General features: G+C 57.7%; 23 protein-coding genes and 2 pseudogenes. 17 read left to right on the top strand and 8 right to left on the bottom strand.

All coding sequences use genetic code 11. The features are described from left to right. Positions 1–550: 550 nt before the first annotated feature. Complete coding sequence (locus NLM33_RS38145; protein WP_254103553.1) at positions 551–3,001, bottom strand: CoA transferase; 2,451 nt, start codon at positions 2,999–3,001, stop codon at positions 551–553. Positions 3,002–3,058: 57 nt separating this feature from the next. After that, positions 3,059–3,938: pseudogene (locus tag NLM33_RS38140) on the bottom strand (cyclohexanone monooxygenase); the annotation flags it as partial. Positions 3,939–4,663: 725 nt separating this feature from the next. Between NLM33_RS38140 and NLM33_RS38135 the strand changes: the two are divergent. The 3 genes from NLM33_RS38135 (at position 4,664) to phnY (ending at position 8,552) form a co-directional block, all read left to right on the top strand. Further along, positions 4,664–5,740 (top strand): methyltransferase, encoded by a 1,077-nt coding sequence (locus NLM33_RS38135; RefSeq protein WP_254103552.1) that lies wholly within the window; start codon positions 4,664–4,666, stop codon positions 5,738–5,740. A 70-nt stretch (positions 5,741–5,810) separates the two neighbouring features. Continuing rightward, positions 5,811–6,971, top strand: coding sequence for a phosphonopyruvate decarboxylase (gene aepY, locus NLM33_RS38130; RefSeq protein ID WP_254103551.1), 1,161 nt, complete (start codon positions 5,811–5,813; stop codon positions 6,969–6,971). 138 nt (positions 6,972–7,109) lie between these two features. Then, positions 7,110–8,552 (top strand): phosphonoacetaldehyde dehydrogenase, encoded by a 1,443-nt coding sequence (phnY, locus tag NLM33_RS38125; RefSeq protein WP_254103550.1) that lies wholly within the window; start codon positions 7,110–7,112, stop codon positions 8,550–8,552. Between the two features lie 622 nt (positions 8,553–9,174). On the opposite strand, the gene NLM33_RS38120 is transcribed toward phnY, so the two are convergent. From NLM33_RS38120 to NLM33_RS38110, 3 genes are all read right to left on the bottom strand, one after another. Beyond that, positions 9,175–9,510, bottom strand: a complete 336-nt coding sequence (locus tag NLM33_RS38120; RefSeq protein WP_254103549.1) for a hypothetical protein — start codon at positions 9,508–9,510, stop codon at positions 9,175–9,177. A 12-nt stretch (positions 9,511–9,522) separates the two neighbouring features. Beyond that, positions 9,523–10,458 carry a hypothetical protein gene (locus NLM33_RS38115; protein ID WP_254103548.1) on the bottom strand — a complete coding sequence of 312 codons (936 nt, stop codon included), beginning with the start codon at positions 10,456–10,458 and terminating at the stop codon, positions 9,523–9,525. 109 nt (positions 10,459–10,567) lie between these two features. Further along, complete coding sequence (locus tag NLM33_RS38110; protein WP_254103547.1) at positions 10,568–11,425, bottom strand: type IV secretory system conjugative DNA transfer family protein; 858 nt, start codon at positions 11,423–11,425, stop codon at positions 10,568–10,570. Positions 11,426–11,486: 61 nt separating this feature from the next. Between NLM33_RS38110 and NLM33_RS38105 the strand changes: the two genes are divergently transcribed. The 3 genes from NLM33_RS38105 to NLM33_RS38095 all read left to right on the top strand — a co-directional run bounded on the left by NLM33_RS38105 (position 11,487) and on the right by NLM33_RS38095 (position 12,814). Then, the gene (locus NLM33_RS38105; RefSeq protein ID WP_254103546.1) at positions 11,487–11,972 is read left to right on the top strand and encodes a MobA/MobL family protein; all 486 of its coding nucleotides are present in this window, start codon (positions 11,487–11,489) and stop codon (positions 11,970–11,972) included. Between the two features lie 315 nt (positions 11,973–12,287). Next, entirely contained in the window at positions 12,288–12,512 is a 225-nt protein-coding gene (locus NLM33_RS38100; protein WP_254103545.1) for a hypothetical protein, read from the top strand. Between the two features lie 44 nt (positions 12,513–12,556). Next, positions 12,557–12,814, top strand: coding sequence for a hypothetical protein (locus tag NLM33_RS38095; RefSeq protein WP_254103544.1), 258 nt, complete (start codon positions 12,557–12,559; stop codon positions 12,812–12,814). A gap of 111 nt (positions 12,815–12,925) precedes the next feature. Here NLM33_RS38095 and NLM33_RS38090 read toward each other — a convergent pair whose 3' ends face one another. Next, complete coding sequence (locus NLM33_RS38090) at positions 12,926–13,120, bottom strand: hypothetical protein (protein ID WP_254103543.1); 195 nt, start codon at positions 13,118–13,120, stop codon at positions 12,926–12,928. On the opposite strand from NLM33_RS38090, the gene NLM33_RS38085 reads away from it, so the two are divergent. After that, positions 13,119–13,391: a hypothetical protein gene (locus tag NLM33_RS38085; protein ID WP_254103542.1), complete on the top strand. Its 273-nt coding sequence runs from the start codon at positions 13,119–13,121 to the stop codon at positions 13,389–13,391. The genes NLM33_RS38090 and NLM33_RS38085 overlap by 2 nt on opposite strands. A 318-nt stretch (positions 13,392–13,709) precedes the next feature. Here the strand turns inward: NLM33_RS38085 and NLM33_RS38080 are convergent, their stop codons facing one another. Next, positions 13,710–14,021 (bottom strand): hypothetical protein, encoded by a 312-nt coding sequence (locus NLM33_RS38080; protein WP_254103541.1) that lies wholly within the window; start codon positions 14,019–14,021, stop codon positions 13,710–13,712. 565 nt (positions 14,022–14,586) lie between these two features. Between NLM33_RS38080 and NLM33_RS49895 the strand changes: the two are divergent. After that, positions 14,587–15,081: pseudogene (locus NLM33_RS49895) on the top strand (GGDEF-domain containing protein); the annotation flags it as partial. A gap of 281 nt (positions 15,082–15,362) precedes the next feature. On the opposite strand, the gene NLM33_RS38075 reads toward NLM33_RS49895, so the two are convergent. Further along, the gene (locus NLM33_RS38075; protein ID WP_254103540.1) at positions 15,363–16,268 is read right to left on the bottom strand and encodes a LysR family transcriptional regulator; all 906 of its coding nucleotides are present in this window, start codon (positions 16,266–16,268) and stop codon (positions 15,363–15,365) included. Between the two features lie 974 nt (positions 16,269–17,242). Here NLM33_RS38075 and NLM33_RS38070 point away from each other — a divergent pair. From NLM33_RS38070 to NLM33_RS38030, 9 genes are all read left to right on the top strand, one after another. Further along, positions 17,243–18,415: a cobalamin-independent methionine synthase II family protein gene (locus NLM33_RS38070; protein ID WP_254103539.1), complete on the top strand. Its 1,173-nt coding sequence runs from the start codon at positions 17,243–17,245 to the stop codon at positions 18,413–18,415. A gap of 28 nt (positions 18,416–18,443) precedes the next feature. After that, positions 18,444–19,280, top strand: coding sequence for a phosphodiesterase (locus NLM33_RS38065; protein ID WP_254103538.1), 837 nt, complete (start codon positions 18,444–18,446; stop codon positions 19,278–19,280). Between the two features lie 119 nt (positions 19,281–19,399). Beyond that, positions 19,400–20,635: an ABC transporter substrate-binding protein gene (locus NLM33_RS38060; RefSeq protein WP_254103537.1), complete on the top strand. Its 1,236-nt coding sequence runs from the start codon at positions 19,400–19,402 to the stop codon at positions 20,633–20,635. Between the two features lie 77 nt (positions 20,636–20,712). Beyond that, complete coding sequence (locus NLM33_RS38055; protein ID WP_254103536.1) at positions 20,713–21,576, top strand: branched-chain amino acid ABC transporter permease; 864 nt, start codon at positions 20,713–20,715, stop codon at positions 21,574–21,576. A gap of 4 nt (positions 21,577–21,580) precedes the next feature. After that, positions 21,581–22,597, top strand: a complete 1,017-nt coding sequence (locus tag NLM33_RS38050) for a branched-chain amino acid ABC transporter permease (protein WP_254103535.1) — start codon at positions 21,581–21,583, stop codon at positions 22,595–22,597. Further along, complete coding sequence (locus NLM33_RS38045) at positions 22,594–23,340, top strand: ATP-binding cassette domain-containing protein (protein ID WP_256570583.1); 747 nt, start codon at positions 22,594–22,596, stop codon at positions 23,338–23,340. The genes NLM33_RS38050 and NLM33_RS38045 overlap by 4 nt, the downstream gene beginning before the upstream one ends. Then, entirely contained in the window at positions 23,327–24,016 is a 690-nt protein-coding gene (locus NLM33_RS38040; protein ID WP_254103533.1) for an ABC transporter ATP-binding protein, read from the top strand. Before NLM33_RS38045 ends, NLM33_RS38040 begins: the two co-directional genes overlap by 14 nt. A 38-nt stretch (positions 24,017–24,054) precedes the next feature. Then, on the top strand, positions 24,055–24,384 hold the full coding sequence (locus tag NLM33_RS38035) for a hypothetical protein (RefSeq protein ID WP_254103532.1): 330 nt from the start codon (positions 24,055–24,057) through the stop codon (positions 24,382–24,384). 780 nt (positions 24,385–25,164) lie between these two features. Beyond that, positions 25,165–25,848 (top strand): helix-turn-helix domain-containing protein, encoded by a 684-nt coding sequence (locus NLM33_RS38030; RefSeq protein WP_254103531.1) that lies wholly within the window; start codon positions 25,165–25,167, stop codon positions 25,846–25,848. Positions 25,849–25,864 lie beyond the last annotated feature (16 nt).

The raw sequence follows: 25,864 nt of genomic DNA, 5'->3' as shown, positions 1-25,864 counted from the left end.
AATCCAGCCTTCACTGATGAGTGAGGTCACGCTTTCGATTCACCAGTCGTTTGACACACTGAAAGCATCTCGCATCGGAATGCTCTACGGCGGATAATTCCGACGGCGGAGCTTCACGGTGGCGGTAGGACGTGGAGCAAGAGCTGGGCCAATTGCCAGACCATTAGATCGTAAGGACATAGCTCGGCTCGATCGCTGGTCATCGCGCAGGCGTGCCTGCGGTCAGAACGAGATGTCGTCGCCCGCTTCAAATCCTGCGAACACGAAATTGGCGCGAAAAGCTTTTTGGGGCAATACGCATCGGATGCATTGGTCCAACTCCCGCAGTCGATAAGCGGCGCGTAAGGCTCAGAGCAAGAGATTCAGGAGCGACCTTGTTACAGGTTGGGATCAGGTGTCGCCCCTGCATAAAACTCGCATTCAGTCTCCGGTCGAGGTCACGTCGACGACTATCCGCCCCTGGCATGCTGTGCCTTTTGCCTTTTCATAAGACTTCGGAAACGAAATCGGCGGGCGATCTACCAGGTTCACGACAGGTCGTTTGCTTTTGCTAGTTTCTCTCGGAGACCATCGACGTCCCGATGATGCCTTCCAACGCCAATTGCGCGATCTCCGTGTCGGAAAGCCCGAGAAGTTCTGATAGGATATCGGTGTTGTGCTCTCCGAGCGTTGGCGCCGCCGTGCGGATCGCAAAGGGCAGTGGGCCGTCGCGGATCGGTATTGAGGGCTGTGGGTGCAAGCCAATGAAGGCACGTTCGATATCCTGTAGAAATGCGCGCGACCTGAGATGTGGGTCCTTGAGCAGGTCGGTTGGCTGTCGGGCCACGCCGGCCGCAATTCGTTCCGCCTGCAACTCTGACATAGCCTGATCCGCATCGCGGGTAGTCGTCCAGGCTTCGATGGCCCTCTCTATTTCGTCTTCAATGCCGCGGCGAGCTTCCGTAGATCTCAGCGAGACGTCTATCGCCCAGTCTGACCGCCCAATGAGGATGGCAAGCCTTGGCCACATGTTTTCGTCGCTTGCGGCTACCATGACCCAGCTGTCCTCACCCGCGCAGCGGAAGCAGCCATGCGGCACGAACTGGGGATGTCGAGTACCGTACCTTGGCGGAGGCATACCGCCGATGGAGTGAACAGTGATCCACGGCGCCGCAAACGGCATCATGCATTCGATCTGGGCAAGGTCGATGAACTGTCCCAGCCCGGTATTGCGGGCGTGAACCAGCGCGACCAGAACCGCAGCACAACCGTTCAAACCACCAACGGCATCCCCAAAGGCGACGTGGCTCATCACGGGTGGCCCATCCACGTTTCCGACTACGTTCGGCAACCCAGAACCCTGCTCCAGGGTGGAGCCGTAGGCACGACAATCGCGATAGAGGCTTTTCGCGCCAAACGCTGACATGGACAACATGACAAGTCGAGGATTGAGCGTTCGGAGCACATCGTAGCCAAGTCCGAGTTTCGGCAGCACATCAACAGAATAATTGTCTACGACAACGTCGGCCCCCACCAAAAGACGCTTGGCAAGAGCAAGGCCTTGGGGCTGCGTGAGGTCCAGCGTGATGCCGCGTTTGTTGCGGTTCATGATGCAGAAGGCTTGCGCCCTTTCGTACATCTGAGCGTCGACGTAAGCGGGCCGCCGGTCAACACCGCGCCACCAATCCGGGTACTGGGTGGACTCGATCTTGATGACGTCCGCACCAAGATCAGCCAGGGTGCGCGTGCACAACGGGCCTGCCCAGCCCATCGTGAAGTCAATGACGCGAACCCCACGCAAGGGCTGCCGGCCGGCACCGATGCTCCTGGGCGTCCGCGACGCGGCCAAGGATCGCTGCTTTCGGTTTTCCGCGAAACTTTGCTGCTCGCCGGGCGCCGGAACCCTGCCTCCGCGGCGCGGCGGCGTCAATGTCAGCCGCTGCATCGACCCAGCGGTCCTGCCCTCCTCTTGGCCAAGGACGACAGGCACGATTGCGCCGCGCGCCCTTTTCTCGGTATCGAGGAGCAGATCGGACGTGTCGGGCACCGGCACGATCGGGATCCTCCGCTTCAGTCCCTCCGCAAACCACTCCTGCGCTGTCCGTGCCTTCAGCCTCGGCACGAACTGTCGTTCGATCCTCTCGATGTGCTTCAGACGCTCTTCGCCAAGGACCAGCGCCGGATTATCGCGCAGACCGGACAGGCCGAGCATGTCGCAGAATGAGCGCCACTGCGCGGGCGTGAATGTCGTCACGCCGAGCCAGCCTTTCTTGGTTTCGTAAATGCCGCCCGGAAAAATCGGCCAGAAGCGGTTAATACCAATCCGATGCACGACCTCGCCGCGTGCAAACGCCTCGAACATGAGATATTCGCTGATGGTGAGACTCGATTCGAAGATACTGACCGACCACGATGGCCCAGCTTCGCCCGCGATTTGCGCAACCGTCGAAGAAGCTGCGGCGATGAACCCCCACAGGCCACCGAGGATACCAGTCTGGAAATCCGGCGCGTGCAATGGTGGCCCCTCGACCGGTCCAACCAGCTTGATGAGGCCGGCGAGCGCGCGGATCGTCGTATCGGTCGCGGCAAATCCTGCATAAGGACCCTCGCGGCCGAACCAGCTCGCTTGAAGGGAGATCAATCTGGATCGCCGTTGGCGGATCGCGGCGACGTCAATGGACGGGCAATCCGCCGGATCAATGTCCCTGCCGTCGATTAGAATGTCGCAATTCTCGATCATTGCAGTCAGCCGCGCGATCGCATTCGGGGCAGCGGGATCGATGATCGTGCTTGACTTATTAAAGTTCAGGAACGCGAACCAAGCGCTTTGGTCCATTGGAGTGAGCGGCGCGAAATAGCGAAGTGGATCGCCGGCCGGCGGCTCGATCTTCTGAACATCCGCGCCGAAGTCGGCGAACAATCGCGCGCAATAGCTCGTTGCCGCCGCGCTGCCAATCTCGACGACCCGCAGATTTGATAGTACTCCCGTCACGGTTCCATTTTCCCAATCAAAAAAAGCCATCAAGGGGAACCCTTGAACCTCGCGACCACTCGCGCCGGTTTCGGCTTAAGTGTGGAGCTAGTGCATGGTAAAGCCCTGATAGCCGCTTGCGGCGACTTCGTCACATTTTTGACGATAGCCGGCGACACCGCCCGTGTAGGAGAGGACCCGGCGCGGTTTCCCTTCGACGTTCGATCCCAAATACCAGGAATTGGTCTTGGCGATTAACATCTCGTTGGCAATCTCATCATGATGCGCCACCCGTTGATCCTCCACCTCTTTGGTCGGTTCGATCACGTTCAAGTTCTCGCCACGGAGATAGCTGATACATCCGGATATCCACTCGAGCTGCTGCTGCAGGCAGGTGGTCATGTTGCAAAGCGCAAGCGGCACCGCGGTCGTGAAGAGATCGGGATATCCGTGCACCTGCAAGCCCATAGTGGTCCGGATGTCTCTGCCCCACTCCTCCTTCACTGATCGTCCATCGCGACCGCGGATGTCGATGCGGATCAAAGCGCCGTTCGCTCAATGAAGGACGAAATCCACAACTTCACAGAACCGTCGTTCCAGCAGTCTTCGATCACCTTGCGGCGCTGTTGCGGGGACAGATCGGCCCAGGCGCGCTCAGCATCGTATTCGAAGCCCGTGAACGTATGCGGCCGCCGCTCGGCAAGCGCTTTGAACTTTGACTTGTAGGATTCGACGTCTGCGGCGGCGTATTTGGGATTGTTCATAGGGATGATGCATTGCGGCGTGCGGACGCACACCTTGAGTGGCCAACTTCTTCCGCCATCGTCTGGATCACTTGGATGCCCGTCACTCCGATACCGACCACGCCCACACGCTTGCCAGCAAGATCGACCTGTTGCTGCGGCCATCGCGCCGTATGAAACACCTGGCCTTTGAACGTCTCCTGCCCCGGGAAAGACACATGGTGCGCCGAGAGGCGACGCCGGCACCGATGACCACGGCGTCGAATTTCGCTGTCGCATGCACGCCATTTCCACCATTGGCCCCGATCCTGGTCCGGTTCATTTCTCCTCCTGCGCGCTTTTGAGATCTGGCGAGGAGAACAGCAAGTATCGTACCAATAGCCACTGGCCGCGATAGGCAAGCGAAGACAACGACCAGACGTCCGCGATTGATTGCGGTGCCTCACGCGCTTTGAAGCAGTTGCGACATGCGTCCGAGGTGCTACAGCGCCACCAACGCGAGTCGCAGCATTCTAATATGACTACTCAAGAACACCGCTCCAAAGCCGGATAGATTTCGCTACAACGCGACAGCGGTCCGGCCGCGACCGGAATGCGAGCGACAAGCGCACACCAGCGGTTGCGCGCCAACCAAATTCGGTGCTGGCAACCTCTTGCACGGCCTCGAACGAGCGTCGCGACCGTATGATCGCTAAGCATATCCAAACGTGCTCCGCAGATATGGATTGTCGAGCCTTACGATTGTTGGTGAGAAGGAGTTAAGGGGGCTCGCATGAGCAGCTTGTGATTTTCGGAGCTTGGCCGCCGCTTCAGCAACATCGTGCGGGATGCAAGAGTTTGCGAAAGATCAACTACCAATACTAGCAATTGATCTAAATGACGCTGATTGCTAGCTGAACGTCGGACTTGGCTAGCCGAAATTCAGCAATAGTTCATCCACAGATACAAATCCTTCTAAGGACTTGCGCCAATGCAATCCTCTGCACTGTCGTCACGCACCCATATCTCCGAAGCCGCCTCTGTCTACCCTCCCGATGTCTCACAAATTATCAAGTGGCGCGACAGCTCGTATGCTGCGGATCTCTATATCGCCGCAGTCTCATGGCTTGATCTCTTTACTTACCTGGATGGTCACCCGGTAACCGAGGAGGAACTGCGACTCCATTTCTCACTTCGGGAGCGGCCAACGCGGACCATGGTTCGACTGCTCGAATCGTGGGGCCTCATCTCCGACCAATCCGGCCGGCTGCACGCAACGGCCAGCGCCGTTCAGTATCTGAGTGGCAATTCCGCGGACAACATCGCCTCGTATATTGCGACGATGAAGTATAAGCCTTCCGTCCGGGAACTTTATGAGATCCTGCGACAGGACGGCTCGGACACCTGGCACGTTGAGCGCGGCGTAACCAAGACCTGGGACGCATTGATGCAGACGGATGAGTTTGCCGATCTGAACACACGCGGCATGGAGGAACGCGGACGGATCTTTGCTCCGCACCTCGCGAAGCTGCTTGACTGCACGAACGATACTTCTTTGCTCGATGTAGGTGGTGGATCAGGCGTCTATTCTGCGCATTTGTTGATGCGCTATTCTTCACTCTCGGCAACGGTCTTTGAGCGTCCGCCCGTTGATCAACTTGCAAGGAGCTGTCTCACTGACCGCAATTTGTACCCGGGTCGTGCCCATGTCATAGCTGGAGACATGTTCGTCGACCCCCTGCCCCGGGATGCCAACCTGCACCTCTATTCGCACGTCCTTCACAATTGGGGACCTGACAAGGTCCAACTGCTCCTGAGCAAGTCGTTCGACAGCATTAACTGCGGCGGTCGCATCGCAATTTACAGCTGCCACCCTGACGACCGCGGAGGCCACCCGTCTCCGGCTGCCGAGGCAGAATACTCCGTGCTGCTTACGACGGGGTACGAGGGCTGCTGTTACTCCTTCGAGGACATGCGGACCATGCTGGAGAGCACCGGCTTCCAGGAAGTCGACTACCACAAGTCCATCTGCAATCGAAGCCTTATCGTCGCGAAAAAGATCGCCTGACGCTTATGACTCTACCACTTTGGGGAGCGACCTACTCCGCCGCTCCTCTTATGAATCGCGTGAGCACGACATGTCTATTCCAACCCGCGTTCTGTTGTCGAAGATCCGCGCGGCTGGGTACAGCATTTTTTCTGGGGTACCGTGTTCCATCTTTGGCGATCTATTTGACCAGGTGGCTGACTCTCCGGGATTCCTGACCGTGCCTGCAGCCAATGAAGGCAGCGCAATTGCCCTAGCTGCTGGCGCGGTTCTCTCAGGACAGCGAGGCGTCGTTGCGCTTCAAAACTCTGGGCTCGGCAATATCATCAACCCGCTGACGTCTCTGTTGATGGTCAACAAAATTCCGCTCTTGCTCCTCTTGTCCGTTCGCGGCCACCCCGATGGATCTGTCGACGAGCCACAACACGCGATCATGGGCGCCAAGACAAAAACTCTCTTGAACGAGCTCTCCATTGAATGGTGTGACTTTGATGGGACCGAATCCGGCTTGGATCACGCGCTCGCGCGCGGCAACGATGAATTTCATCGCGCTGCCCCGTTTGCATTGCTCTTTCGGCAAGGCCAGCTATCCGACTGCAGCGCGGCTGAACCACAAGCTGATGCAATCCACTACGGGCTCAGTGTCGGGCAAGCCATAGAGTTGATTTGCCAGCAGCTCCAAAACGACACTCTCATTGTTTCTACGACCGGGTTCATCTCGCGTGAGCTGTTCCGTATCCAAGATCGTCCTCTGAATTTCTACATGCAGGGCTCCCTTGGGCATTGCAGCGCGGTCGCGGCAGGACTCGCGCTGGCCTCGCCTGCCCGCCCCGTCCTGGCATTGGATGGAGACGGCGGCGTGCTCATGCACATGGGGGTTCTATCGACTATTGGCTACGCCAGCCCCCAGAATCTCATCCATGTGGTGCTGGACAACGAAGGGTATGTTTCGACAGGCGGTCAGCTCTCGACATCACGAACGACGTCTCTTGAAGTTGTCGCGTCCGCCTGCGGGTATCGAACGGCTACCCGTTGTGAGCGAGCCGAGCATATCGCGACTATCATGCGGCAATGCTCTCAGCGTAAGGGGCCTCACTTCGTGGTTTGCAAAGTCAACCGCCTCCATCCCCCTCAGCTTCCCCGCGTCACGAGTCGATATTCTCCCCTACAGAACAAAACTATCTTTCAGCGCTGTGTCAGCAATCGCCGTAAAGAGCCCGCGACCACCGGCAAAAAGGGACGGGTGTCATAGTTCTATGGTCGGACGTATGCTGATTTTGATCGCTCTGTTTGGAGGCGGGAACCGGATTGTTATGGGCTAACAAGCTACTTCGAAGCAACGCGAGACCGATCTCGGATCTTAAATGGGCGCAACCAATCGAGTTATGGCATGCACGATAACGATCAAGACTATCATCCAATGCTCATCGCGGGCGCGCCTGCCCACTCGGACGCGACTATCGAAGTCCGCAATCCATTCACAGGAATGCTTCTTGGCAGCGTCCCGCAGGCCAGACCGGAGCATGCACGCCAAGCATTTGAGATAGCTGCGCGGACTCATCCTCGGCTCACGCGCCGCGAACGAACGGATATCCTCCTGGGGACGGCAAGCGCCGTTAGAAGAGATCAAGACCGGTTTGCTCGGCTTATCACGGCAGAAACCGGCCTCTGCCTGAAGGACTCCTTGCATGAAGCCGGGCGTGCATGCGATGTCTGGTCATTTGCTGCCCACACCTTGATCCAGAGCGAGGGCGAGATTTATCCATCTGACATTGGCGTAACACCCCATGATCGGCGCATTTTTTCCATGCGCACACCACTCGCCGGTGCGATCTCCGCTATCACGCCGTTTAACCATCCTCTCAATCTCGTCAGCCATAAACTCGCTCCCGCCATTGCGACGAACAACCGCGTGGTCCTGAAGCCGTCTGAGCGGGCGCCGTTGACTGCTGTGGCGCTTGGCAGGATTCTGTACGAGCAAGGCCTTCCGGAGGGTATGCTCTCGATCCTGACAGGGGCCCCCCACGGCTTGGGAGATGCGATGTTCACCGATCCCGATGCGGAGCTGGTCACATTTACCGGCTCCGTTCGCGCTGGGCATCATATTGCGGAACGGGCCGGTTACCGGAAGCTCATCTTGGAGCTCGGTGGAAACGATCCGATCATTGTGCTTGAAGATGCCGATGTCGATCGGGCGGCGCATCTGGCTGTTCAAGGAGCGATCAAGTATTCGGGTCAACGGTGTACAGCCGTCAAGCGGGCACTCGTGGTTGACCCTATTGCCGACGAATTTGCCGAGCGGGCGCTCCATCACATGCGGAAGCTCTCGACCGGCGATCCGAGCGATCCATCGGTTGACCTCGGCACCGTCATCAATCAAGAAGCGGCCGAACTGATTGCTCGGCGCGTTACCGATGCCGTCGATGCTGGTGCTACTCTATTGCTCGGCAACGTACCTGACGGCGCATCTTATCCGCCGACCCTGTTGGACCATGTCTCACCAACATCCGAACTGGTTATTGAAGAAACATTCGGACCTGTGCTGCCGATCATCCGTTGTCCGAACGATATTGATCAGATCATATCGATCGCCAACGCGACCAAGTTTGGACTTTCTGCCGGAGTCTGCTCCAACCGGCTCGATCATGTGACGAAGCTCATCGACGGCCTCGCCGTTGGCTGCGTCAACGTGTGGGAAGTTCCCGGATATCGCACCGAATTGACCCCGTTCGGGGGAATCAAGCAGTCCGGACTCGGGCACAAGGAGGGCGTGCTGGAAGCGATGCGTAGCTTCACGCAGTTGAAGACCTACTCGCTTCCATGGCCAGTCTAGGCCAAATGCTTTTTGGCTGGCGCCGAAGGCGGAGGAATCGTCCTATTGCATCCTTATCATAAGGGACGAGCTGAACGTCGGTGTCCATCGCACGGAAGCGCGCGCCGGGTGGGGGCCCAAAGTCCTTAACGAACAGCGTGTGCAGACGCATTGCGCGCCGCTCAAATCCCCGGTCTCGGGCAACCCGCGGATCTGGAACGACGATGCGCACCGGCTCGCCCTGCTCGTCGATCGCGACCGCCTCGAAAGCCAGAGAATTCTCCAGCCGCCCCCTTTGGTAGCCTGTTGCGACGCATCGGCATGAGCAAGAAGTCCGGGAAAAAAGGCGACACGAGGCACCATGTCAGCGTGCGTCCGCCGCCGAAGCGCTCGGGGTCCGCTAAGACGACCCGAAAAGTTAGCAAGAAGAAGAAATAGGGCCCGGCGCGCCCCCGGACGGCACCCACGCATCAACGAGCGCCGTGCCTTCCAAGCTCTGAGAAGGCGGTTGCGATGTACAGGTTAGGAACGCAGGCGCATCGGGGCGAACTCTAGCTCGACGGTGTTAGCTCACCTGTCAATCGGACCGGGCCGTTTCGCGGCCCGGCTTCGTTCGTGGATGTTGTCAGCGCATTGCCGGCCACTATCCGGGAATATAGACGCAACCGGGATCATCCGGCGGACAATCACATCCTCCGATCGTCTCAGCCAACCCCGACAATTGTGGCTTCGAATTCACAAAGTCCTTGATAGCTGTCAGGCTTTTTCGGCGTACCTTGACGAATTGCCCGGAAGACTCAAGGTGGTTGCTGAGGTCCTCTCCCAATCCAGCCTCGTGAATGGCACTCATGATTTTACCCAAGCCATGCAAGCCAAAGTCGACGTGAGTGCCACCCGCGCGCGCAGGCTTAGCAGCGGCGGCTTTCTTGCCGGCTTTGCGTGCCTTCGGTGACCGTTTGGTTTTCTTAACTGTCGCCATGTAACCCTCCCTCTATGGTGTCGGTCTAAAGATTTTCAGTGCCAAGAATTGCTGAACCGCCCGCGCCGCACCTTGTTCGGCTCGTCCGCCTGAAGCGGTGATGAGCGAACCCTCGTAAATCGGGCCACGGACGGCTTCGAGCGTCTTTGCCTCGCCCTTGTCCAGATACAGTCCCACGGTCAGCTGATGTGTATCCTTGCGCGATATCGTCACCGGAAAGCTCACGTCGGTGGCTTGGAACGGTGGCCCTTTTGGCGCGAAAACGATCTTGGGCGACGCGCCACCACCGATGGTCGTGGTGAATTGAAGTTGCTGAACCATGCTCGGCGGCCCCTTTTTCACCGTCGCCACGTCCTTGTTGAGCTGATCGAGATTCTCGAAGAGGCTCATCAAAGTGAATTCTTTAATCAGCTTGGCGAGGCCAACCTTTCCCGCGATCGGGTAGACGAAATCCTCGGTTCGAACCAAATGGTTCGTGCAGTAGCTTTCACTGGTCTTTTGAACAAGGTTTCCGAAATTGTCCGTGATCGTAAATGACCACTCATTCTGCCTTTGCCGGTCAAAATTCCCGATAAGGCCGAGGGTCACAAGTGACGTAATAGGCGTCGGCCTGATCAAGTCCACGGCCGGATCTATGTTATTCGTCTCGAGGCCCGTCAAATCGTAGTAGTAGGCAATGCCAGTGCTGTAGAGGAGCTTGGTCACAGTGCGCGCGAAGCCCGTTACCTGCGACGGGTCAAATGCTCTGATTGACTCGTGATCCAGGTCATAAGCTCGCTTCAGCTCGTTGCCTACTGCGAACGAGTAGTCGTCGAGCTTGTTCTTGTTGATGTTGTTGTCCGGGCTAGCGAGATAGCCAAGCAATGCGTCAATGACCGCCTGCCGGGCCTCACAGCGAACTTGTCGCGCAATATTGGATGCTGAAATGTGCGCGACGTCGTCCGTCACTGGGTGAATAGAGCATCCACTCAAGAAGAGTAGTACGGCAACCAAGCATAAGCGATTGCCCCTTATATGTAGGCCCATCCAAATCCCCCACCACAATAAACAATTTGCATCAAGTAACCTGGCCGCCCCCTCGACGGCCCGCTTCGAACTGAGATCTAATAGTCCCCGACCGCAGATCCTTCCCGCGCGGGTCGCGCTGAAACATCAGTTGTGCCATACCGCGCGCCTTATGCTGGGACCGAATGCGTGCGGGGGGATTCAACCCGTCTCTGGGGAAAATGATAGGTGGTCGGGTCCGAGCCGTCATCGAACGGCGCGATCCGGTCGACCGGCCCCACTTGCTTTGCCCGCCAGGCCGAGGTCCGTGGCAGAGTTCGCCCCTCGGATCGAGCACAACAACACTTCCGCGGTAGCGCAGCAGGTTCGGGATGATCGTCGTCACCGATTTCGTCGCCCGGGTGGTAGCGACGGTCAGAAGGTGTCCTTCGCCGTCCCAGTGTACGAACCTTGCCGGTTTACGCGCGCCGCCTTCCTGAAAGGTCCCGAGCAGAATGGACGAGGGGCTGTCGAAGTGGTCACGTCCTTTGAAGAAGCGTCCTAGGTCGGCAGCGTCCGGCCAGGTAGCCGACCCATGCAGCGGCGGTGGCTGGATCAGGAGCCTCTCGCGCTCTGCAGTCTCGTCCCGATCAAGGGTGGCCTGATAGCTGCGGCCGGAGGTGATCGCAGCGGCGACCGCTTCGGCAGTCTTGACGTCGTATTTCTGCGCAATGGGCTGGCGAAACCGTTCCGCCTTGACCTGGCGAGCGAGCTTCCAGCCCAAACTGCCAGCCAAGCGGAAGATGCTCAGCTCCCTCGTGAAGTTGAACGAACTACTCAACACTACGCCCCACAACCCTGAGCTGAGCCTACCCCTATCGATCTGGTCAAACAACGACCAGTGTGCCAGCATTTTGCAGGTTTCCTGCAAGAGCGGCTCACTTACGCATCGCCGCCAACAAGTACGCATTGTATTTCTGGGAGTGGGGGCGATGCGTTTCGCTGGTTTTCGGCTAACGCGCGCTGCGTTGGGAAAAACGGACGAGTGCCAGCCCCCCTGGACGCCGGCGCGGCCTGAGAGGGGGCGCGCTTCAACCGTGGTGAGTGAGGCGTCCGCGGCCATCTACCACTTGCGCGTCAAGAACGTCAGCCGGAGAGACGGCCGGTCGGCTGTTGCCGCCGCAGCCTACCGGGCGGGCGAGACCCTGGCGACTGAGACCGAGGAGAAGGACAGCGCCTTCGGCGGCCGGCGAGACGCCGTGTTTATCGAGATCCGATTGCCGGCCGGCGCACCGGCCTGGATGACAGACCGGGCCCGCGCCGAATCTGCTTTCGGGCGCTGCGATGTTAGACGCGGCGGCCGATCAGCAATGCAAGCTTGCAGCGGTGACGCCCGCGAGGCTGTGAAGAAGCAATCCGAAGGCTCGTTGAGACAGAAGGCTCGCAGCCTTGGAGTTGGACTGGGCCATCGGCATTAAACGAAAAGGCCCCGGCGTGTTCCCTCGCCAGGGACCTTCTACGCATCGGCGCCATTTCCCGCCCACACCTTTCGGCTAGCGCCCAAGGTGTTGGCGATCGAGCGTCGGCGACGTAACATGCGCAAGCAAACTCGCATTTTCTAGGGCGGGTCGGCTCCGTGCACGATCATCATCGCCGCCTCGCGAGCTCGGTACCATCAGGGCATCTACAAAAAAACAGTCTCTGCTCGCAGCATTGAGGCCGCTGCCACGATTTCGCCTCTGGGCGATCGGCTAGTTCATCAGTGTCATGCAGCGATTCGCGTGAGGCATGGGATGGCCGACTTGACGCTCTGGAACAGGCTAACTCGCAGGGAGCAGAGAATTGTCATTAAGCTGTTCGGCGGAGGTTCCACACATGGCGACAGTCTAATCGAGACGGTCAACCTTATGCGGCTGGGTCTGGTCACTAAGAACGGTCTAACCTCGGCCGGCCTTGAGATCTTCGTCGCTGCTTTCAAAGCGCAACGTGACGCGCGTCAGCGGGAGTTGCTGGCGTAAATTGCGCGGCGCGACCAGAACGGCAAGCCGGCTGTGGCCAAATCATGCGCAGACTCGACGTCCCAACCTTCGGCCTCGACGAGCCAGCGCGCCAGAAAGTCTGCGCCAAGATCGCGCCCGCTTTGACCTGCGAGGACGAAAGTGCATCCACCGCTTGCGGTCCGCTGGATGTGTCGATGCTGTCGTTTTTTTTGCTGCACCGGAAGCTGCGAAATGAGATAGGCAAAAGCTGGATTAAAGTGGCGGAGCGGCCAGCCCGTTTCCTTATGCAATTCCTCAACCCCGACAGTCTCCTTCTTTGAGGGCCATGTCGACGAGGGTCACGACATCAGCAGCGGGATCGGTCTTCAAGGCATAGGGATCAACCGTAATGTAGAGGCCGGCATTGCTTGTCATGCGCGGCAGCCGCTTAGCTACAAACGGGATCGTGTTGATGAAATCACGGTTGATAGCTCGGCGAGGGCGAAACCCAATTCATCAATCGACGCATCTGGAAACGCGGCGATCAACTCATTCTCGGGCATGAAATCGCTATAGCCGTGGGTCGACTCCTTAGCGATCCATAGCCCAATTTTGACCGCGAGCCGTCCCAACTCGCCAATCTTCATGGCAGTAGGCTCCCTTGCAGGCGGCGCCACGACCGGTTGGTCGTCGAATTTTCGACGGGCGGTGGTGAACCAGCCACGCGTCTATGCCGTTTACGACCATCCCGCCGATTTCCGCGAATTGCAGGATGTCAGCACCGACAAGTGGCACGGTCTCGCCCAGGCGAGCATCAGCGGCGCGCTCCGCGAAAGCTGCATCCGCGACGCGAAGATTATGCCCGATGACATGGCGCATCTCGATATTCAGCGTCAAAACCGCAAGCACTTCCGGTGAAAGCGCCACATGCCCTAACGGAGGCACCGCCCGTGCCACGTTGACACGCAGGTTCCGTGCCACACTTCCAACGCTGTCATTCCGCGCCTCCGCCGTGCCGCTGCCGCGCATGCTCCGCACTGGCACTGCTCTTGCTGATGAAACGGCAAACCGACCATTAGCATTGAAAGGTGTGCCGCAATGAGATCCATGGTGTTTCAAAAAAGTGCGGCTGGCATTGCTGTCAGGCACGCACCTCCGTTCTTACGGGGCCGTCTGCTGACACGGCGAAAAACCCTCCGGTTGCGCCGAAAGCTGCCGTCCTGGACGGGCCTTGCGCTACTGGTGCTTGTCGCTGACGTCCTGATGGCGGTGTTCGCCTGGGTCACCGTAGGCAGCTTCGTCCTGAACTGAGATGTCCCCCTTGTGCAGGTGGAACGCTGCTGCCAGCAGGTAGGCGATCTGGCTGACGACCAGGCATCCGGTGACGACGGACACGCCAGCGAAGAAGCCAAAATCGGCGGCCTGAAGAATGATCGCGGCGAGGATCGCGATCGCCGGAGACACTAGCACCATGGCCCAGACCCGAAAGAACAGGCCCGTCGCCAGTCCGATGATTGCGCTCCCTAGCAGGCCTAGGATAATCGTCACATTTCACTTCCAGTTTGAGTGCGAGCCGCACTGCAATCCATCATCTGGATCGCTCTAACAAGAATGGCGTTGTCCGCCGCGCCGACAAGGCGGAGTTAGTGTTAACCTCGACAATGTCCTTAAAATTGACCCGGGCCAGACCTATTCTGAGGGGCAGGTCTGGACACACCTCGATCGCCTTACCGCGGCCGACGGCAAAAGCACTGGATAAAGGTGAAGAACCGCTGTCATCCTGCAATGGCGCGTGAGCTATGACCGTTTTCATCTACGTAATCTCTCCACAACGTTCGGAGGCTCGCGGCTATGAAATCTTGTCTGAACCACAAGTTTTGGCGGTGACCACCAAACGCCCTTTTGCCCCCCGGAAGCCGTTGCCCGCAAGCTGGTCGAATATGTCAATCCGTTTTCAGTGTCAGGCACCGTGCTGCTGGGCTTGCTGGCCGCCAAGCACTTTTTGCTTGGTCAAGGCGCAAAAACGCAACGAGCGCGTCCCTTTAAGTGAACGCAAAGGCGAGCAGGCTCGAGCAGAGCATCCTCGTATCTCTCGAAGCTATTCGCGGGGGATCTGGCAGCTCTCGGCGGCCCAGCGACCGATGAAGCGGTCGCAGCGCACATTCGCGCGGAGCAGATCTCCCTCGTGCTTGGTTATTCCCTGGGCATAATGCTGGCCAACGCCTGCAATGCGACAGTGCTTGCGATTGCTTTCTGGCACTCGCCCAACAGAAACCATGCCCTGATTTGCGCAGCTGCCGTGGCTTGCGGCGCGTTAACGATAGGCTTGAAGGCGCGTTTATCACGACGAATTAGGAAGCCGCAGTTCGTCTCCCGACAGGCGATGCATCGGCTGGTGCGAAATGCACTCGTTCTTGGAACAGCCTGGGCGGTCGTTCCCGTGGCTTTCTTCGCCGACGCCTCGAATGGTGGCCAACTCGTGGTCACATGTCTTTGCCCCGGGATGCTCGCGGGCGGGGCATTCGCCTTCGCTACGATTCCGGTGGCGGCGATTGCATTCACGGCTCCGATTTTCGTGGGGACGGCAATCTTGGGCAAGCCGAGCGACCATCGTGCCGCGCGACGCCGCGTACGGCGCTGGCATTGCTAGCGGAATGAATCCCGAGATAGGCATGTGACCAACTTGTGATACCACCCCACGACATCGGAGGGGCCGAAGCGACATCCATGAAACCAACGACACCCGGCTGAGATCTCCGGCGAGCGCGGTCGTACTTCTCGCGCCTCGACGCTCACCATCCAAGAGCGTATTCTAACAGGCCCCCGTCGCGGAGCAACCACCTCGAACGATGTTCCTTAAGTCCGCACAAGGCGGCCACAATGGGATTTCTAATCTGTGTCGGCGTGGCGAATGCTTGGTTGATTCTCAATGGAGATCTGAACGGTTTCAAAGAATGATTCTACGCATCGTAGGCGTCTTTTATCCGATGTCGTGACAATATACGTTTTGAAATCACTGCAGAATTCATCGACAGACTTGTACACGAGCTCCTCTGCCGGAAAAACGCTGTCTTGAAGAAGAATACCTACCCCGATTCCGTGCAGAACGGCTTCCTTTAGAACGGGATAAGTCGCCATCTTAATAACGTTCGGCATATTTATGCTGTTCTCAAGACACGCCTTTTCCACTTCTCGTAGCGTCAGAGAACCATCCTCGGTTAGAATTATCCTTTCTTGTGCAAGTTCAGCCAGACTGAGTGTCGGTCTGCAGGCGAGCCGATGCTCGCGTCGCACGAGCGCCATAAGCCGAGTTATGCTCAGCTCCACGTGGAATAGGCTGGCAAGGTCATCAGGTTCGGTGATGATAGCAATATCGACATCACGCGCTTCAAGTCGCTGCTTAGCAAGCTCCCAGGGCACGAGTGAAAACGTGATCCTCACCGCCGGAAAACGCCGGTTGAATTCGGAGATGATCGGCATCGCTGGACACGGCGCGTTCGCGATCACCGTTAGATGGCCGGCCGATAGATCACTGTAGGCATTGATCTTCTCCGCGACCAATTGCTCCAGAACCCGAACGCGATCAGTTAGCGCAAACAGTTCCTGAGCGGGCTTTGTGGGCACGAGCCCGGTGCGATGGCGAATGAAGAGTGTCGTCCCCATATGTTGCTCGAGCTTGGCAAGGTGCTGGGTGACGGCCGACTGGGTGACACCGCGGACGGTTGCAGCTTCAGAAACGCTTCTCCGCCTGAAGACCTCAGTAAAGGCAGCAGTCTGGTGAGAACTGATTTTCATGCTGTAGAAGCCTGCTCATCCTATTGCGGTGGATTCGCATTCCCAAGCGGGGGTCAAGGCCTTCTCGCGCACCGTCCGTTGTCTCTGGCAGAACCAACACTCGTTGGGCTGCTCAGGCTCGACGTAAGCATCGCCAGTGCGACCCCAATTGATCAGGACACCCAAAGGTGGACTCAGTGCCACCCGGACAGTCGATAAAGGTGCGGATCTTCGGCCTCTTTCTTCCTGATGCATTCTCTACTCACGGGTTCGTCTCGACCGACGGTCAAAACAACGTATTCCCGGCCCCGAGAAGGTTCTCACATCCCCTCCCCTCAACCGAGCTCTGCTTCTGCATCACGAATCGACGAAGCAACTTTCCGAGATGTTGCCTCAGGTCGCCGTACAGTCTTCCTGTGGTACTTGGGAATGAACATCACATGGTATACGAAATGTCAAACTTTCCGCTGCTTCTCCAAGCAGAGCTTGGAGCCTCGCTCGTTGGTCTCGAGTATAGGCAAACCAGAGAACCTCGCCTTAGCAGCAACTTATCTGCGCCAAAGAACAGCATTAAATGATAGTGCCAGCTGCAAACCACTTTGGAACGGAGCGCACTGACAATTAAAGTTATTCGTTGGATTTTCTCAGCGAGAACGGTGGTACCGGGCGGGACAATTGACTGCGATCAGCAGGCTCGTCGCGCAGGATAAAAGCGGCAGCGGCAATACTGAGTCGATTTGGAAGCCAGCTCATTTAATAGAAGCAATACTCCTTCTATTAGCAAGGCTAATATCAAGACATTTACGCGTCAACAACGCTTGCTACGCCTCTTCTCCGAAAAGCAGGCGACAAGCCGCTATGCGCTCTCGGCTCGTAGTCAGAGACCGCATCGCTCACGCCCAATGAAATCACGAGTGAAGGAGATGCTCCTCGCTCCGCAGAAGCGCGGATAGAGGGCCGTCAGCCGAGTTCGCCAAAATTTACAGGAGAGATGAATGAAAATAAGCGCCGATCGAATCCTCACGACACATGTCGGCAGCTTGCCGCGGCCGCCCCTATTGGAGGAGATGCTGCTAGCAAAAGAAAAGGGCGGACTGGACGCCGACCGCGGTCCGTTGCTGGCGGCCAGCATCAGTTCAGCGGTCGTCGACATCGTAAAAAAACAGGCGAGTATTGACCTAACGGTTGTCGACGATGGCGAAATGAGCAAATACGCCTATTCGACCTATGCGCGCGAGCGTATGACAAGTTTGACGGGCGTTGATCAGCCGCTTGCCTTGTCCGAACTGGCCGAATTCTCGAATTTCGCAAAGCGGGTCAATCTCGATATCAAGACTCCCGCCTGCGTGGGGCCTCTCGAGTACCAGGGAGAGGCGGCGGTGGCGACGGATATCGCCAATCTCAAGGCGGCACTCAACACGGTCTCTATCGAGGAAGCGTTCATGAACGCCTCGTCTCCCGGGATCATGGCCCACTACATGCCGAACAAATATTATCCATCGCAGGAAGCCTACCTCTATGCGCTGGGCGATGCGATGAAGCATGAATACGATGCCATCGCTGCATCAGGCTTGCTCCTGCAGATTGATTGTCCGGATCTGGCGCTCGGCCGCCATTTTCGGGCCAAACCAATGGATGTGTCGGAGTTCCGCAAGGAGATCGCTCTTCACGTCGAAGTGCTCAATCACGCTCTGCGCGACATTCCCGCCGATCGGATGCGCCTACATCTATGCTGGGGCAATTATGAGTCGCCGCATCACCACGACATCGATCTCCACGAGATCTTCGATATCATCATCAAAGCGCGGCCAATGGCGCTTCTGCTGGAGGCAGCGAATCCGCGCCACGCGCATGAATGGAGCTTGTTCAAGGAAACGCGACTTCCTGATGACAAGATTATCGTGCCAGGCGTTATCGATACCTGCACGAACTACATTGAGCATCCCGAAGTTGTCGCGCAGCGCATCGAGCAATACGCCAATCTGGTCGGCCGCGAGCGCGTGATCGCTGGAACGGACTGCGGCTTCGCGAGCTTTGCGACCTTTCACACTGTCGACCCGGAGATTGCCTGGCGCAAACTCGAGTCGCTTGTGCAAGGCGCCGAGATTGCATCCCGCCGGCTCTGGAACGCGAACTCAACGCGCTCCAAGCAAGCCATTGCCTCGTGAAAGCGCAAAGCCGCTGGCAAACACCCACATGAAAATCATCCAGATCACCGACCTTCACCTGGTTCCAACAGGTGATCGTCTCTTCGACAACGATCCAGGCGAGCGCTTGACAGCCTGCTTGGCCGACGTGGCTGCGCATCATGCAGATGCCGAGCTTTGCGTCATCACGGGCGATCTTGCTCATCATGCCGAGCGGAATGCCTACGCTCGCCTACGCGAGGCGCTCGAGGTCTTGCCGATGCCGGTGCGGCTTCTCATGGGCAACCATGACGATCGCACTATTTTCCGTAGTGTATTTTCCGAAGCTCCCGTCGACGATTTCGGCTTCATTCAATCCGTGCTCGACACGGCGGCGGGACGCTTTCTTTTTCTCGATACCAAACGATCGGACAGCCATGCCGGCCTCTACTGTGAGCAGCGCCAGGCGTGGTTGCGCGCGCGCCTGGAAGAGGCACACGGCAGGCCGATTTATCTCTTCATGCATCACCCGCCGCTGTCGGTTCACTTCAGGCCTGCCGACGACATCATGCTCGACGATGGTGCGGCGTTCGGACGTATTCTCGACGGGCATTCCATCCGCCATCTATTCTTCGGGCATGTGCATCGCCCAATCACCGGCAGCTGGCAAAACATTCCATTTTCCACCTTGCGGGGGCTCAATCATCAATTGTGGCTCGATTTTAGTCACGAGCAGGGAATTCCCTGCAGTATGGAGCCTCCGGCCTATGCGATCGCTTTCCTGAACGCCGATGCCGTGGTCATCCACACCCACGATTTTCTCGATACAAGCGCAAAATATCGGTACGAGCCGAACCTCCCCGTCGAGCGCCAAGTCGTTCCAATAGCACGACGATCTCAACTCTGATTTCGCGGCGGGGTCTCATGCCCCCGCATCCGTCCCCTATGCCCATCCGTCGTCTGGCCCCGGCGGAGCGGTTGTTCGCACCCATTGGGCTTCTTTTCAGGACTCCAAGGAGCATTCTCATGAAGTTGTCCCGTCGCACGTTTCTCGCTTCTTCCGCGGCGATCTCCGCTGCATCTATCGCCGGCTCATTTGCCGACCGCGCTTGGGCCGCATCAGACACGGTCGCTATCGCCTCGTTGCACGATTTGTCCGGACCTCTTGATATTTATGGCGTGCCGTCGAATTTGTGCATGAAGGTCGCCGTCGAGGAGATCAATGCCGCGGGCGGCCTGCTTGGCAAAAAAGTCGAGCTCAAGGTTTATGACGGCCAGTCCGACATCAACAAGTACCCGCAATATGCGCAGAAGGCGGCGCTGAATGATCGGGTCGTCATGGTGCAAGGTGCACTTAGCGGAGCCGCGCGCGAAGCCACGCGCCCCGTCTTACGCAAATACAAGATACCCTTCATTTATGGCTCCTTTTACGAAGGTGGTCTTTGCGAGAAAAACTCTTTCTGCGTCAACACTGGTGGCAACCAGCAGGTTGTTCCGCTGCTCGAATGGTCGTTCAAGAATCTCGGTAAGAAGCTCTACTATATTGCATCAGATTATAACGCTCCCCGTAACTTCGGCATCTGGAACCACGTGATGGCCAAGCGCCAAGGTGGCGAGGTATTGGCCGATGACTACTATCCTCTGGATGTTACGGATTTCACCGCGGCCATCGCAAAAATCCAGGCCGCAAAACCAGATATCGTGCATTCCTGCCTCGTTGGCGGTCCGGCTATGTCCTTCTATCGCCAATGGGCCGCGGCCGGCATGCTGAAGAAGATTCCGATCATCTCAATCGTCTTTGCCGCCGGCAATGAGCACGAGATCCTCGCTCCGGAGGAAACCGATGGCGTGATCGTCGCCTACAACTACTTCCAGGAACTCGACACGTCGAAGAATAAGGAGTTTCTGGCCAAGGTCGAAGCCTTGGCCGGCAAGAACCATCCCTATATCAACGGCGAAGTTTTTGGCGGCTACAGCGGCGTCATGCTGTGGGCGGAAGCCGTCAAACGTGCCGGCAGCTTCGAGCGCGAAGCGGTTCTCGCCGTCCTCGAAAGCGGCATCCGGTGGGAAGGTCCGGCCGGAGTCATGACCACTGATGGCCCCACCCACAATACGACGCAAGACGTTCACATTATCACCGTCAAGAACCGCGTCTGGAGCCTGATCGAGAAGAGGGAGCAGATTCCGCCTGATACATATGGCGGCAAGTGCAACGTCTTCACCAATCCGAACCAGACCGACTTTCTGATGCCCCAGATCTAAGTGGCCGGCGCTCGCGGCGCCGTCTCTGCGGCGCCGCCTCGTTCGCCTGTCTCCGTCTTCGCAGGTCAGGATAGACCATGGACCAGTTCGTCATATTGTGCTTTGCGGTGGTCAATTCCATTGCGCTTCTCGCCCTGATCAGCCTGGGGCTCGCTATCATTTTCGGCATGATGCGGGTGATCAATTTTGCTCATGGCGAATTCATCATGCTTGGCGGTTACGCCACCGTGATCGCCAATCATGCCGGCGTAAATCTTTGGCTCTCCATGCTGGTTGTCGCCCCAATGGTCGTCGGCATGATCGGAGCTGTAGTCGAGCTACTCATCATTCGCCGGCTCTACGGTCATTTGGTCACGACGATGTTGGCAACCTGGGGGCTTAGCCTGTTCTTGATTGGCGCGGTGACCGCTGTCTTCGGCAACACAACGATGGGTGTGAGCGCGCCGCTAGGCAATATTCCGGTCGGAGCCTATTCCATCGGTGCTTACCAACTGCTCTTGATCGCAATCACCGCCCTGCTCGTCGTGTGTTCTCTTCTGGTGTTGCACTGGACGAAATACGGATTGATCGCGCGGGCGGCGATGCAAAACTCGGAGATGGCGACCACCCTCGGAATCGATTGTGATCGCGTGTATGCGACCACTTTCATCATCGGCGCAGCAATCAGTGGCCTTTCCGGCGCATTGCTTGCGCCGATATCCGGCGTCCTCCCTCACATGGGCGCGGCCTATGTTGCACGCGCCTTCGTGACCGTGATTAGCGGAGGCGGGGCCTTGATCACCGGCTTTCTGTCAGCCGCAACGATCCTCGGGCCGGTTGAGGCCTTGCTTTCCTATTTCGCAACGCCGGTCGTCGGTCAGGCCTCGCTGCTTCTTTTGGCCGTGATCATCCTGCGCCTGTTTCCGACCGGCGTCTCCAGCTCGTGGACCCGAGGCCGATAGCGTCATGCTGCGCCAACTCAAACATGTCTTGCTTCCAGTCGCTCTCGTGCTCTTCGCGGCTTTTGGGCCGTTCGTTCTGGAGCCATTTGACCTCGTCAATCTGTCCGCCTTTTCGGCCATGACGATCGCAGCGCTTGGTCTCGCCTTTGTCTGGGGGACGCTGGGGATTCTCAACCTCGGACATTCGGTCTTTTTCGGTCTCGGTGCCTACGCCTATGCGATCGCGGTCTCCAATCTCGGCGACAGTACGCTTGCCGTTTTGATCGGAACCCTGTTGCCGGTCGCATTCTCGCTCATCCTTGGCTACTTTCTGTTCTTCAGCCGTCTGGGCGACGTCTATCTCGGCGTCATTACGCTCTGCGTGACGCTGATTTTCTATTCCTTCATGACGTCGACTGCCGATCCCTCATTTCACATCGGTCAGGTGCCGCTCGGCGGCTTCAATGGGATCACGGCAGTACCCTCGCTCAATATGCCAGGTGATCCGCAGGCATTACTATCCACGGAAGCGACGTTCTCAATCTGTTTGCTGGCGCTTGCAGGCGCTTACATTCTGCTCTCGTTCCTGCGTTCGAGCGATGCCGGGCGCATCATGACGGCGATCCGCGAAAGTGAGTTGCGGAGCGAGCTCCTTGGCTACGACATTCGCTTCTACAAGCTCGTTGGCTTTGCCGTGAGTGCTGCCATTGCGGGGCTCGGTGGAGCGCTTTACACGGCGGTGATGGGTTTCGTCAGCCCGAACGTCTTCGATCTTCCGCAAGCCTCGCAATTCGTTCTGTGGGTGATTGCCGGCGGGCTCGGAACCTTTGTCGGCCCCGTCGCGGCAAGCTTCGGCTTCCAGCTTCTCAGCAGCCAGCTCGGAGCCAACCAGATCTTCAATACGGAGCTGATTTTCGGCGCGACGATCATCCTGTTCGTGCTGCTCGCCCCTCAAGGCCTGCTGCCGATGATTCTTAAGTTGTCGAAACCTAGGTTCCAGAACCGTTCTGGCATCTTGAGGCGAAAGGAGAAACCGGCATGAGCAGCGCACCCATTCTCGCAACGAGGGGCCTTGTTAAACGGTTCGGCGGGGTTGCCGCAGTTGATGGCGTCGACCTCGTCGTGACCGCCGGCGAAATCCGCTGCCTCATAGGCCCGAACGGCGCTGGCAAGAGCACACTCTTCAAATGCCTCACCCATCAACACCAGCCGACCAGCGGCCACGTCCTGTTCGAGGGCCAGAATCTGCAAGGCCTCGCCACCCATCGCATTGCGCGCCTCGGCATCGCCATCAAGAATCAGATTCCCAGCATCTACGCCAACCTTGACGTCCGAGAGAATATCCGCCTCGCCGCCCTGCGGAGGGGACTGCCAAAGCGCGAGCTGGACAGGGTCGTCGAGCTGGCACTGGAGGAGATCGGCTTTGATGACCGTCGCGCAAAACAGCCGGCCGCGCCCCTTTCGCATGCACATCGCCAATGGTGCGAACTCGGCATGCTGCTCGCGAGCGATCCCCGTCTCGCGCTCCTCGACGAGCCAACCGCCGGCATGACGCGCGATGAGATGTTGAAGACCGTCGACATCATCAAACGTCTCAACGCCCGTGCCACGGTGATCGTGGTCGAGCACGACCTAGAGTTCATCGCCCGTCTCGCACAAAGGGTCACTGTCTTGCACAGGGGGAAAGTGTTGATGGAGGACACCATGGACAAGGTCGAGGCAAATGAGATCGTCCGAGATATCTATCTCGGCCGCAAGAAAGAGGCCATTCATGCTGAAAGGTGAGCGCTTGGTCTCCGGCTACGGCAACACACAGGTACTGCGCAGCTTAAGCTTCGATCTCGGCGCTCATGAGATTCTCGGGATCATCGGCATCAATGGTATGGGCAAGACCACCTTGCTCAAGACCGTCATGGGGCTGTTGCCGGTCGAAGGTGGCCGGATCGTACTGGACGGTGTTGCCATCGAAGCTCTGCCTGCCCATCAACGCAGTCGTCTCGGCTTTAGTTACACGCCGCAAGGCGGCGCGGGTTTTCCCGGCCTGACCGTCAAGGAGAACTTGTCGCTCGCGGGCATGATGCCCGGCGCCGGCAAGGCAAAGCCGATTGACGAAATATTGCATATCTTTCCGAGGCTCGAAAAGCTTCTCGCACGCCCCAGCGGTGCATTGAGTGGAGGCGAACGGCAGTTGCTGGCGCTTGCCTGCGCCATGGTTCGCTCGCCCCGGATTCTTTTGCTCGATGAACTGACAGAGGGCATTCAGCCCTCGGTGACTGACGAAATCGCCGAATGCCTATCGTCAATTCAGCGGTTGGAAAAGACGGCCATGATCATTGCCGATCAGGATCTCAGTTTCGTAGCCTCGCTGGTTGCCCGAGCGCTGGTCGTCCAGAAGGGACAGATCGTGGCGGAACGCAATCCGACCGAACTCCTCGCCGACAGTGTCTTCGAGACCGACTGAGGTCTTGCCGGCGCCGGGGCTTCCGTCCGCCTACCATCATGAAGAAAGAGGCTAACGTGTCGTCCGCTGGGCGAACTGAATTTGCGCGCCCCGAGGTTCAAGCGATCACCGAAGTCGACCCCACGAAGAACTTTCGATTTTATGACAATCGACAAAAGTACCTGATGTTCGTCAATACGTGCCGTGAGAAGCGCGTCGCCCGCCGAATCCTGATCGGCAGCGAATGTGCAGACGGCAGTGCCTTGCTTCATCGCCAGCCTTTGAGCGACGCCGGGAGCAAGGTCACTCCCGACGTTAGTCTTGGCCAGCAGGTCCATCACCAAACCGACTACGGCACGCGTGTCACTGAACTGTTGCGTTCATTGTGATTACTGACTTTCCCGAACCCGAGGGGCCCTTTCCCGTAAAGCTGACGGCAAACGCATCGCTGCCCTTGTAACCTGCCTTGGCCGTGTAAGTGTATGTCGATACATTCAGCTTCTTGAGCGTCCCATGTGCGGGCTTTTGCGAGATGGTCGAAGCGGCAATCACTCCGTCCATTTTGAGCGGCAATAGACAGGTGCCACCGGCCGAAACACTGAACTAGCCGCTTGAATTCACACCCCAACTCGACTGGACGCCGGTGACCGGACACTCTGAAGCGGCCTCTGCAGAGATCGGTATCAAGCCAAGAACGGCCACGGCGAAAATTGATCGTACTCGATAATGCATTTCAGCCTCCATATTTGAAGACGAACTCGGTAGCATCGCCGACCAGATCTTTTGTTGATGCACCTCAACGAGGCTTCGCGTGTATTCACAGGCCCGAAAATCCGGTCAAGTCGAGATACGGCGAGTTATTGCGGAACGGTGACGCATTTCACCCTTAAGCAGGTTCGGGACGCCGGAAATCGTTGGTGTAGCCTTTGCCAGATCTCACGACGGTCCGTGAGCTTGGATTCAATGCCAGGCCGCAAGCTATCAGCCACCGATCCATTATCGTCAGATTGTATCTGGCCTTGATCAACACTCGAGGTTGACGGCCTTGCTATTCTTGTGGAAACTAATGTCATCATTAGAGTCGCTGAACGCTGCTAGACGTGCCGGACACTGCACTTTGTCTCGCAACAGTTTTTATTCGAGTTGGGTTTTGATCTAGGAGCCGGCCGATGTTTGTTCGCATCACGACAGACCAAACGCCTCGCCCAAACTCGCTCAAAGACTTCGGCTTGGCGAGCGGCTCAAACCCGATCGTCAATCTAGGCGAGTTCACGTACAAAAAAGGGAAAGAAATCTACGGTGAAAAGGAACCCGCCGATTACGTCTATCTCGTAACACGAGGTGCGGTGCGGAGTTACAAACTGCTCTCCGACGGTCGGCGTCAGATCGGTGCATTTCATTTGGTTGGCGATATTTTTGGGCTCGGGAACGGTGGAACGCACCGCTTTACAACTGAAGCTGTTGTTGAGACCACTCTTCGCCTGATGAAACGACAAAGCCTCGAGCTAGTGGCCGAGAAAGATACCCTGGTGTCGCGCGACCTACTTGGTCTGACGACTAGCAACCTACAGCACGCGGAAAACCACATGCTGCTGCTGGGACGCAAAACGTCACTTGAGAAGGTTGCAGCGTTTTTACTGGAAATGGACGAGCGTCTGACCGCCGCCGGCATAATCTCGCTGCCGATGTCCCGCCGCGATATCGCTGATTACCTTGGCTTGACGCTCGAAACGGTATCGCGCGCGGTGTCTCAGCTGCACAAGGCAGGCATTCTTGAGTTCATCGGCAATACTCAACGCGAAATCGCGATCCTGGACCGCGGATTGCTTGCGCGCATCGACTTGCACAACTAGCTACAACTGGAATTGG

The organism is Bradyrhizobium sp. CCGUVB1N3, from assembly GCF_024199925.1.
Lineage (GTDB): Bacteria > Pseudomonadota > Alphaproteobacteria > Rhizobiales > Xanthobacteraceae > Bradyrhizobium.
This window is presented reverse-complemented; position numbering and strand designations above follow the sequence as displayed.

Excerpts from the sequence above, each read along its gene's own strand:
- NLM33_RS38145 (WP_254103553.1), bottom strand. The coding sequence starts at position 3,001 with ATGGCTTTTTTTGATTGGGAAAATGGAACCGTGACGGGAGTACTATCA.
- NLM33_RS38135 (WP_254103552.1), top strand. The coding sequence starts at position 4,664 with ATGCAATCCTCTGCACTGTCGTCACGCACCCATATCTCCGAAGCCGCC.
- aepY (WP_254103551.1), top strand. The coding sequence starts at position 5,811 with ATGTCTATTCCAACCCGCGTTCTGTTGTCGAAGATCCGCGCGGCTGGG.
- phnY (WP_254103550.1), top strand. The coding sequence starts at position 7,110 with ATGCACGATAACGATCAAGACTATCATCCAATGCTCATCGCGGGCGCG.
- NLM33_RS38120 (WP_254103549.1), bottom strand. The coding sequence starts at position 9,510 with ATGGCGACAGTTAAGAAAACCAAACGGTCACCGAAGGCACGCAAAGCC.
- NLM33_RS38105 (WP_254103546.1), top strand. The coding sequence starts at position 11,487 with ATGCGTTTCGCTGGTTTTCGGCTAACGCGCGCTGCGTTGGGAAAAACG.
- NLM33_RS38100 (WP_254103545.1), top strand. The coding sequence starts at position 12,288 with ATGGCCGACTTGACGCTCTGGAACAGGCTAACTCGCAGGGAGCAGAGA.
- NLM33_RS38095 (WP_254103544.1), top strand. The coding sequence starts at position 12,557 with ATGCGCAGACTCGACGTCCCAACCTTCGGCCTCGACGAGCCAGCGCGC.
- NLM33_RS38085 (WP_254103542.1), top strand. The coding sequence starts at position 13,119 with ATGGCAGTAGGCTCCCTTGCAGGCGGCGCCACGACCGGTTGGTCGTCG.
- NLM33_RS38090 (WP_254103543.1), bottom strand. The coding sequence starts at position 13,120 with ATGAAGATTGGCGAGTTGGGACGGCTCGCGGTCAAAATTGGGCTATGG.
- NLM33_RS38075 (WP_254103540.1), bottom strand. The coding sequence starts at position 16,268 with ATGAAAATCAGTTCTCACCAGACTGCTGCCTTTACTGAGGTCTTCAGG.
- NLM33_RS38070 (WP_254103539.1), top strand. The coding sequence starts at position 17,243 with ATGAAAATAAGCGCCGATCGAATCCTCACGACACATGTCGGCAGCTTG.
- NLM33_RS38065 (WP_254103538.1), top strand. The coding sequence starts at position 18,444 with ATGAAAATCATCCAGATCACCGACCTTCACCTGGTTCCAACAGGTGAT.
- NLM33_RS38060 (WP_254103537.1), top strand. The coding sequence starts at position 19,400 with ATGAAGTTGTCCCGTCGCACGTTTCTCGCTTCTTCCGCGGCGATCTCC.
- NLM33_RS38055 (WP_254103536.1), top strand. The coding sequence starts at position 20,713 with ATGGACCAGTTCGTCATATTGTGCTTTGCGGTGGTCAATTCCATTGCG.
- NLM33_RS38050 (WP_254103535.1), top strand. The coding sequence starts at position 21,581 with ATGCTGCGCCAACTCAAACATGTCTTGCTTCCAGTCGCTCTCGTGCTC.
- NLM33_RS38045 (WP_256570583.1), top strand. The coding sequence starts at position 22,594 with ATGAGCAGCGCACCCATTCTCGCAACGAGGGGCCTTGTTAAACGGTTC.
- NLM33_RS38040 (WP_254103533.1), top strand. The coding sequence starts at position 23,327 with ATGCTGAAAGGTGAGCGCTTGGTCTCCGGCTACGGCAACACACAGGTA.
- NLM33_RS38035 (WP_254103532.1), top strand. The coding sequence starts at position 24,055 with ATGAAGAAAGAGGCTAACGTGTCGTCCGCTGGGCGAACTGAATTTGCG.
- NLM33_RS38030 (WP_254103531.1), top strand. The coding sequence starts at position 25,165 with ATGTTTGTTCGCATCACGACAGACCAAACGCCTCGCCCAAACTCGCTC.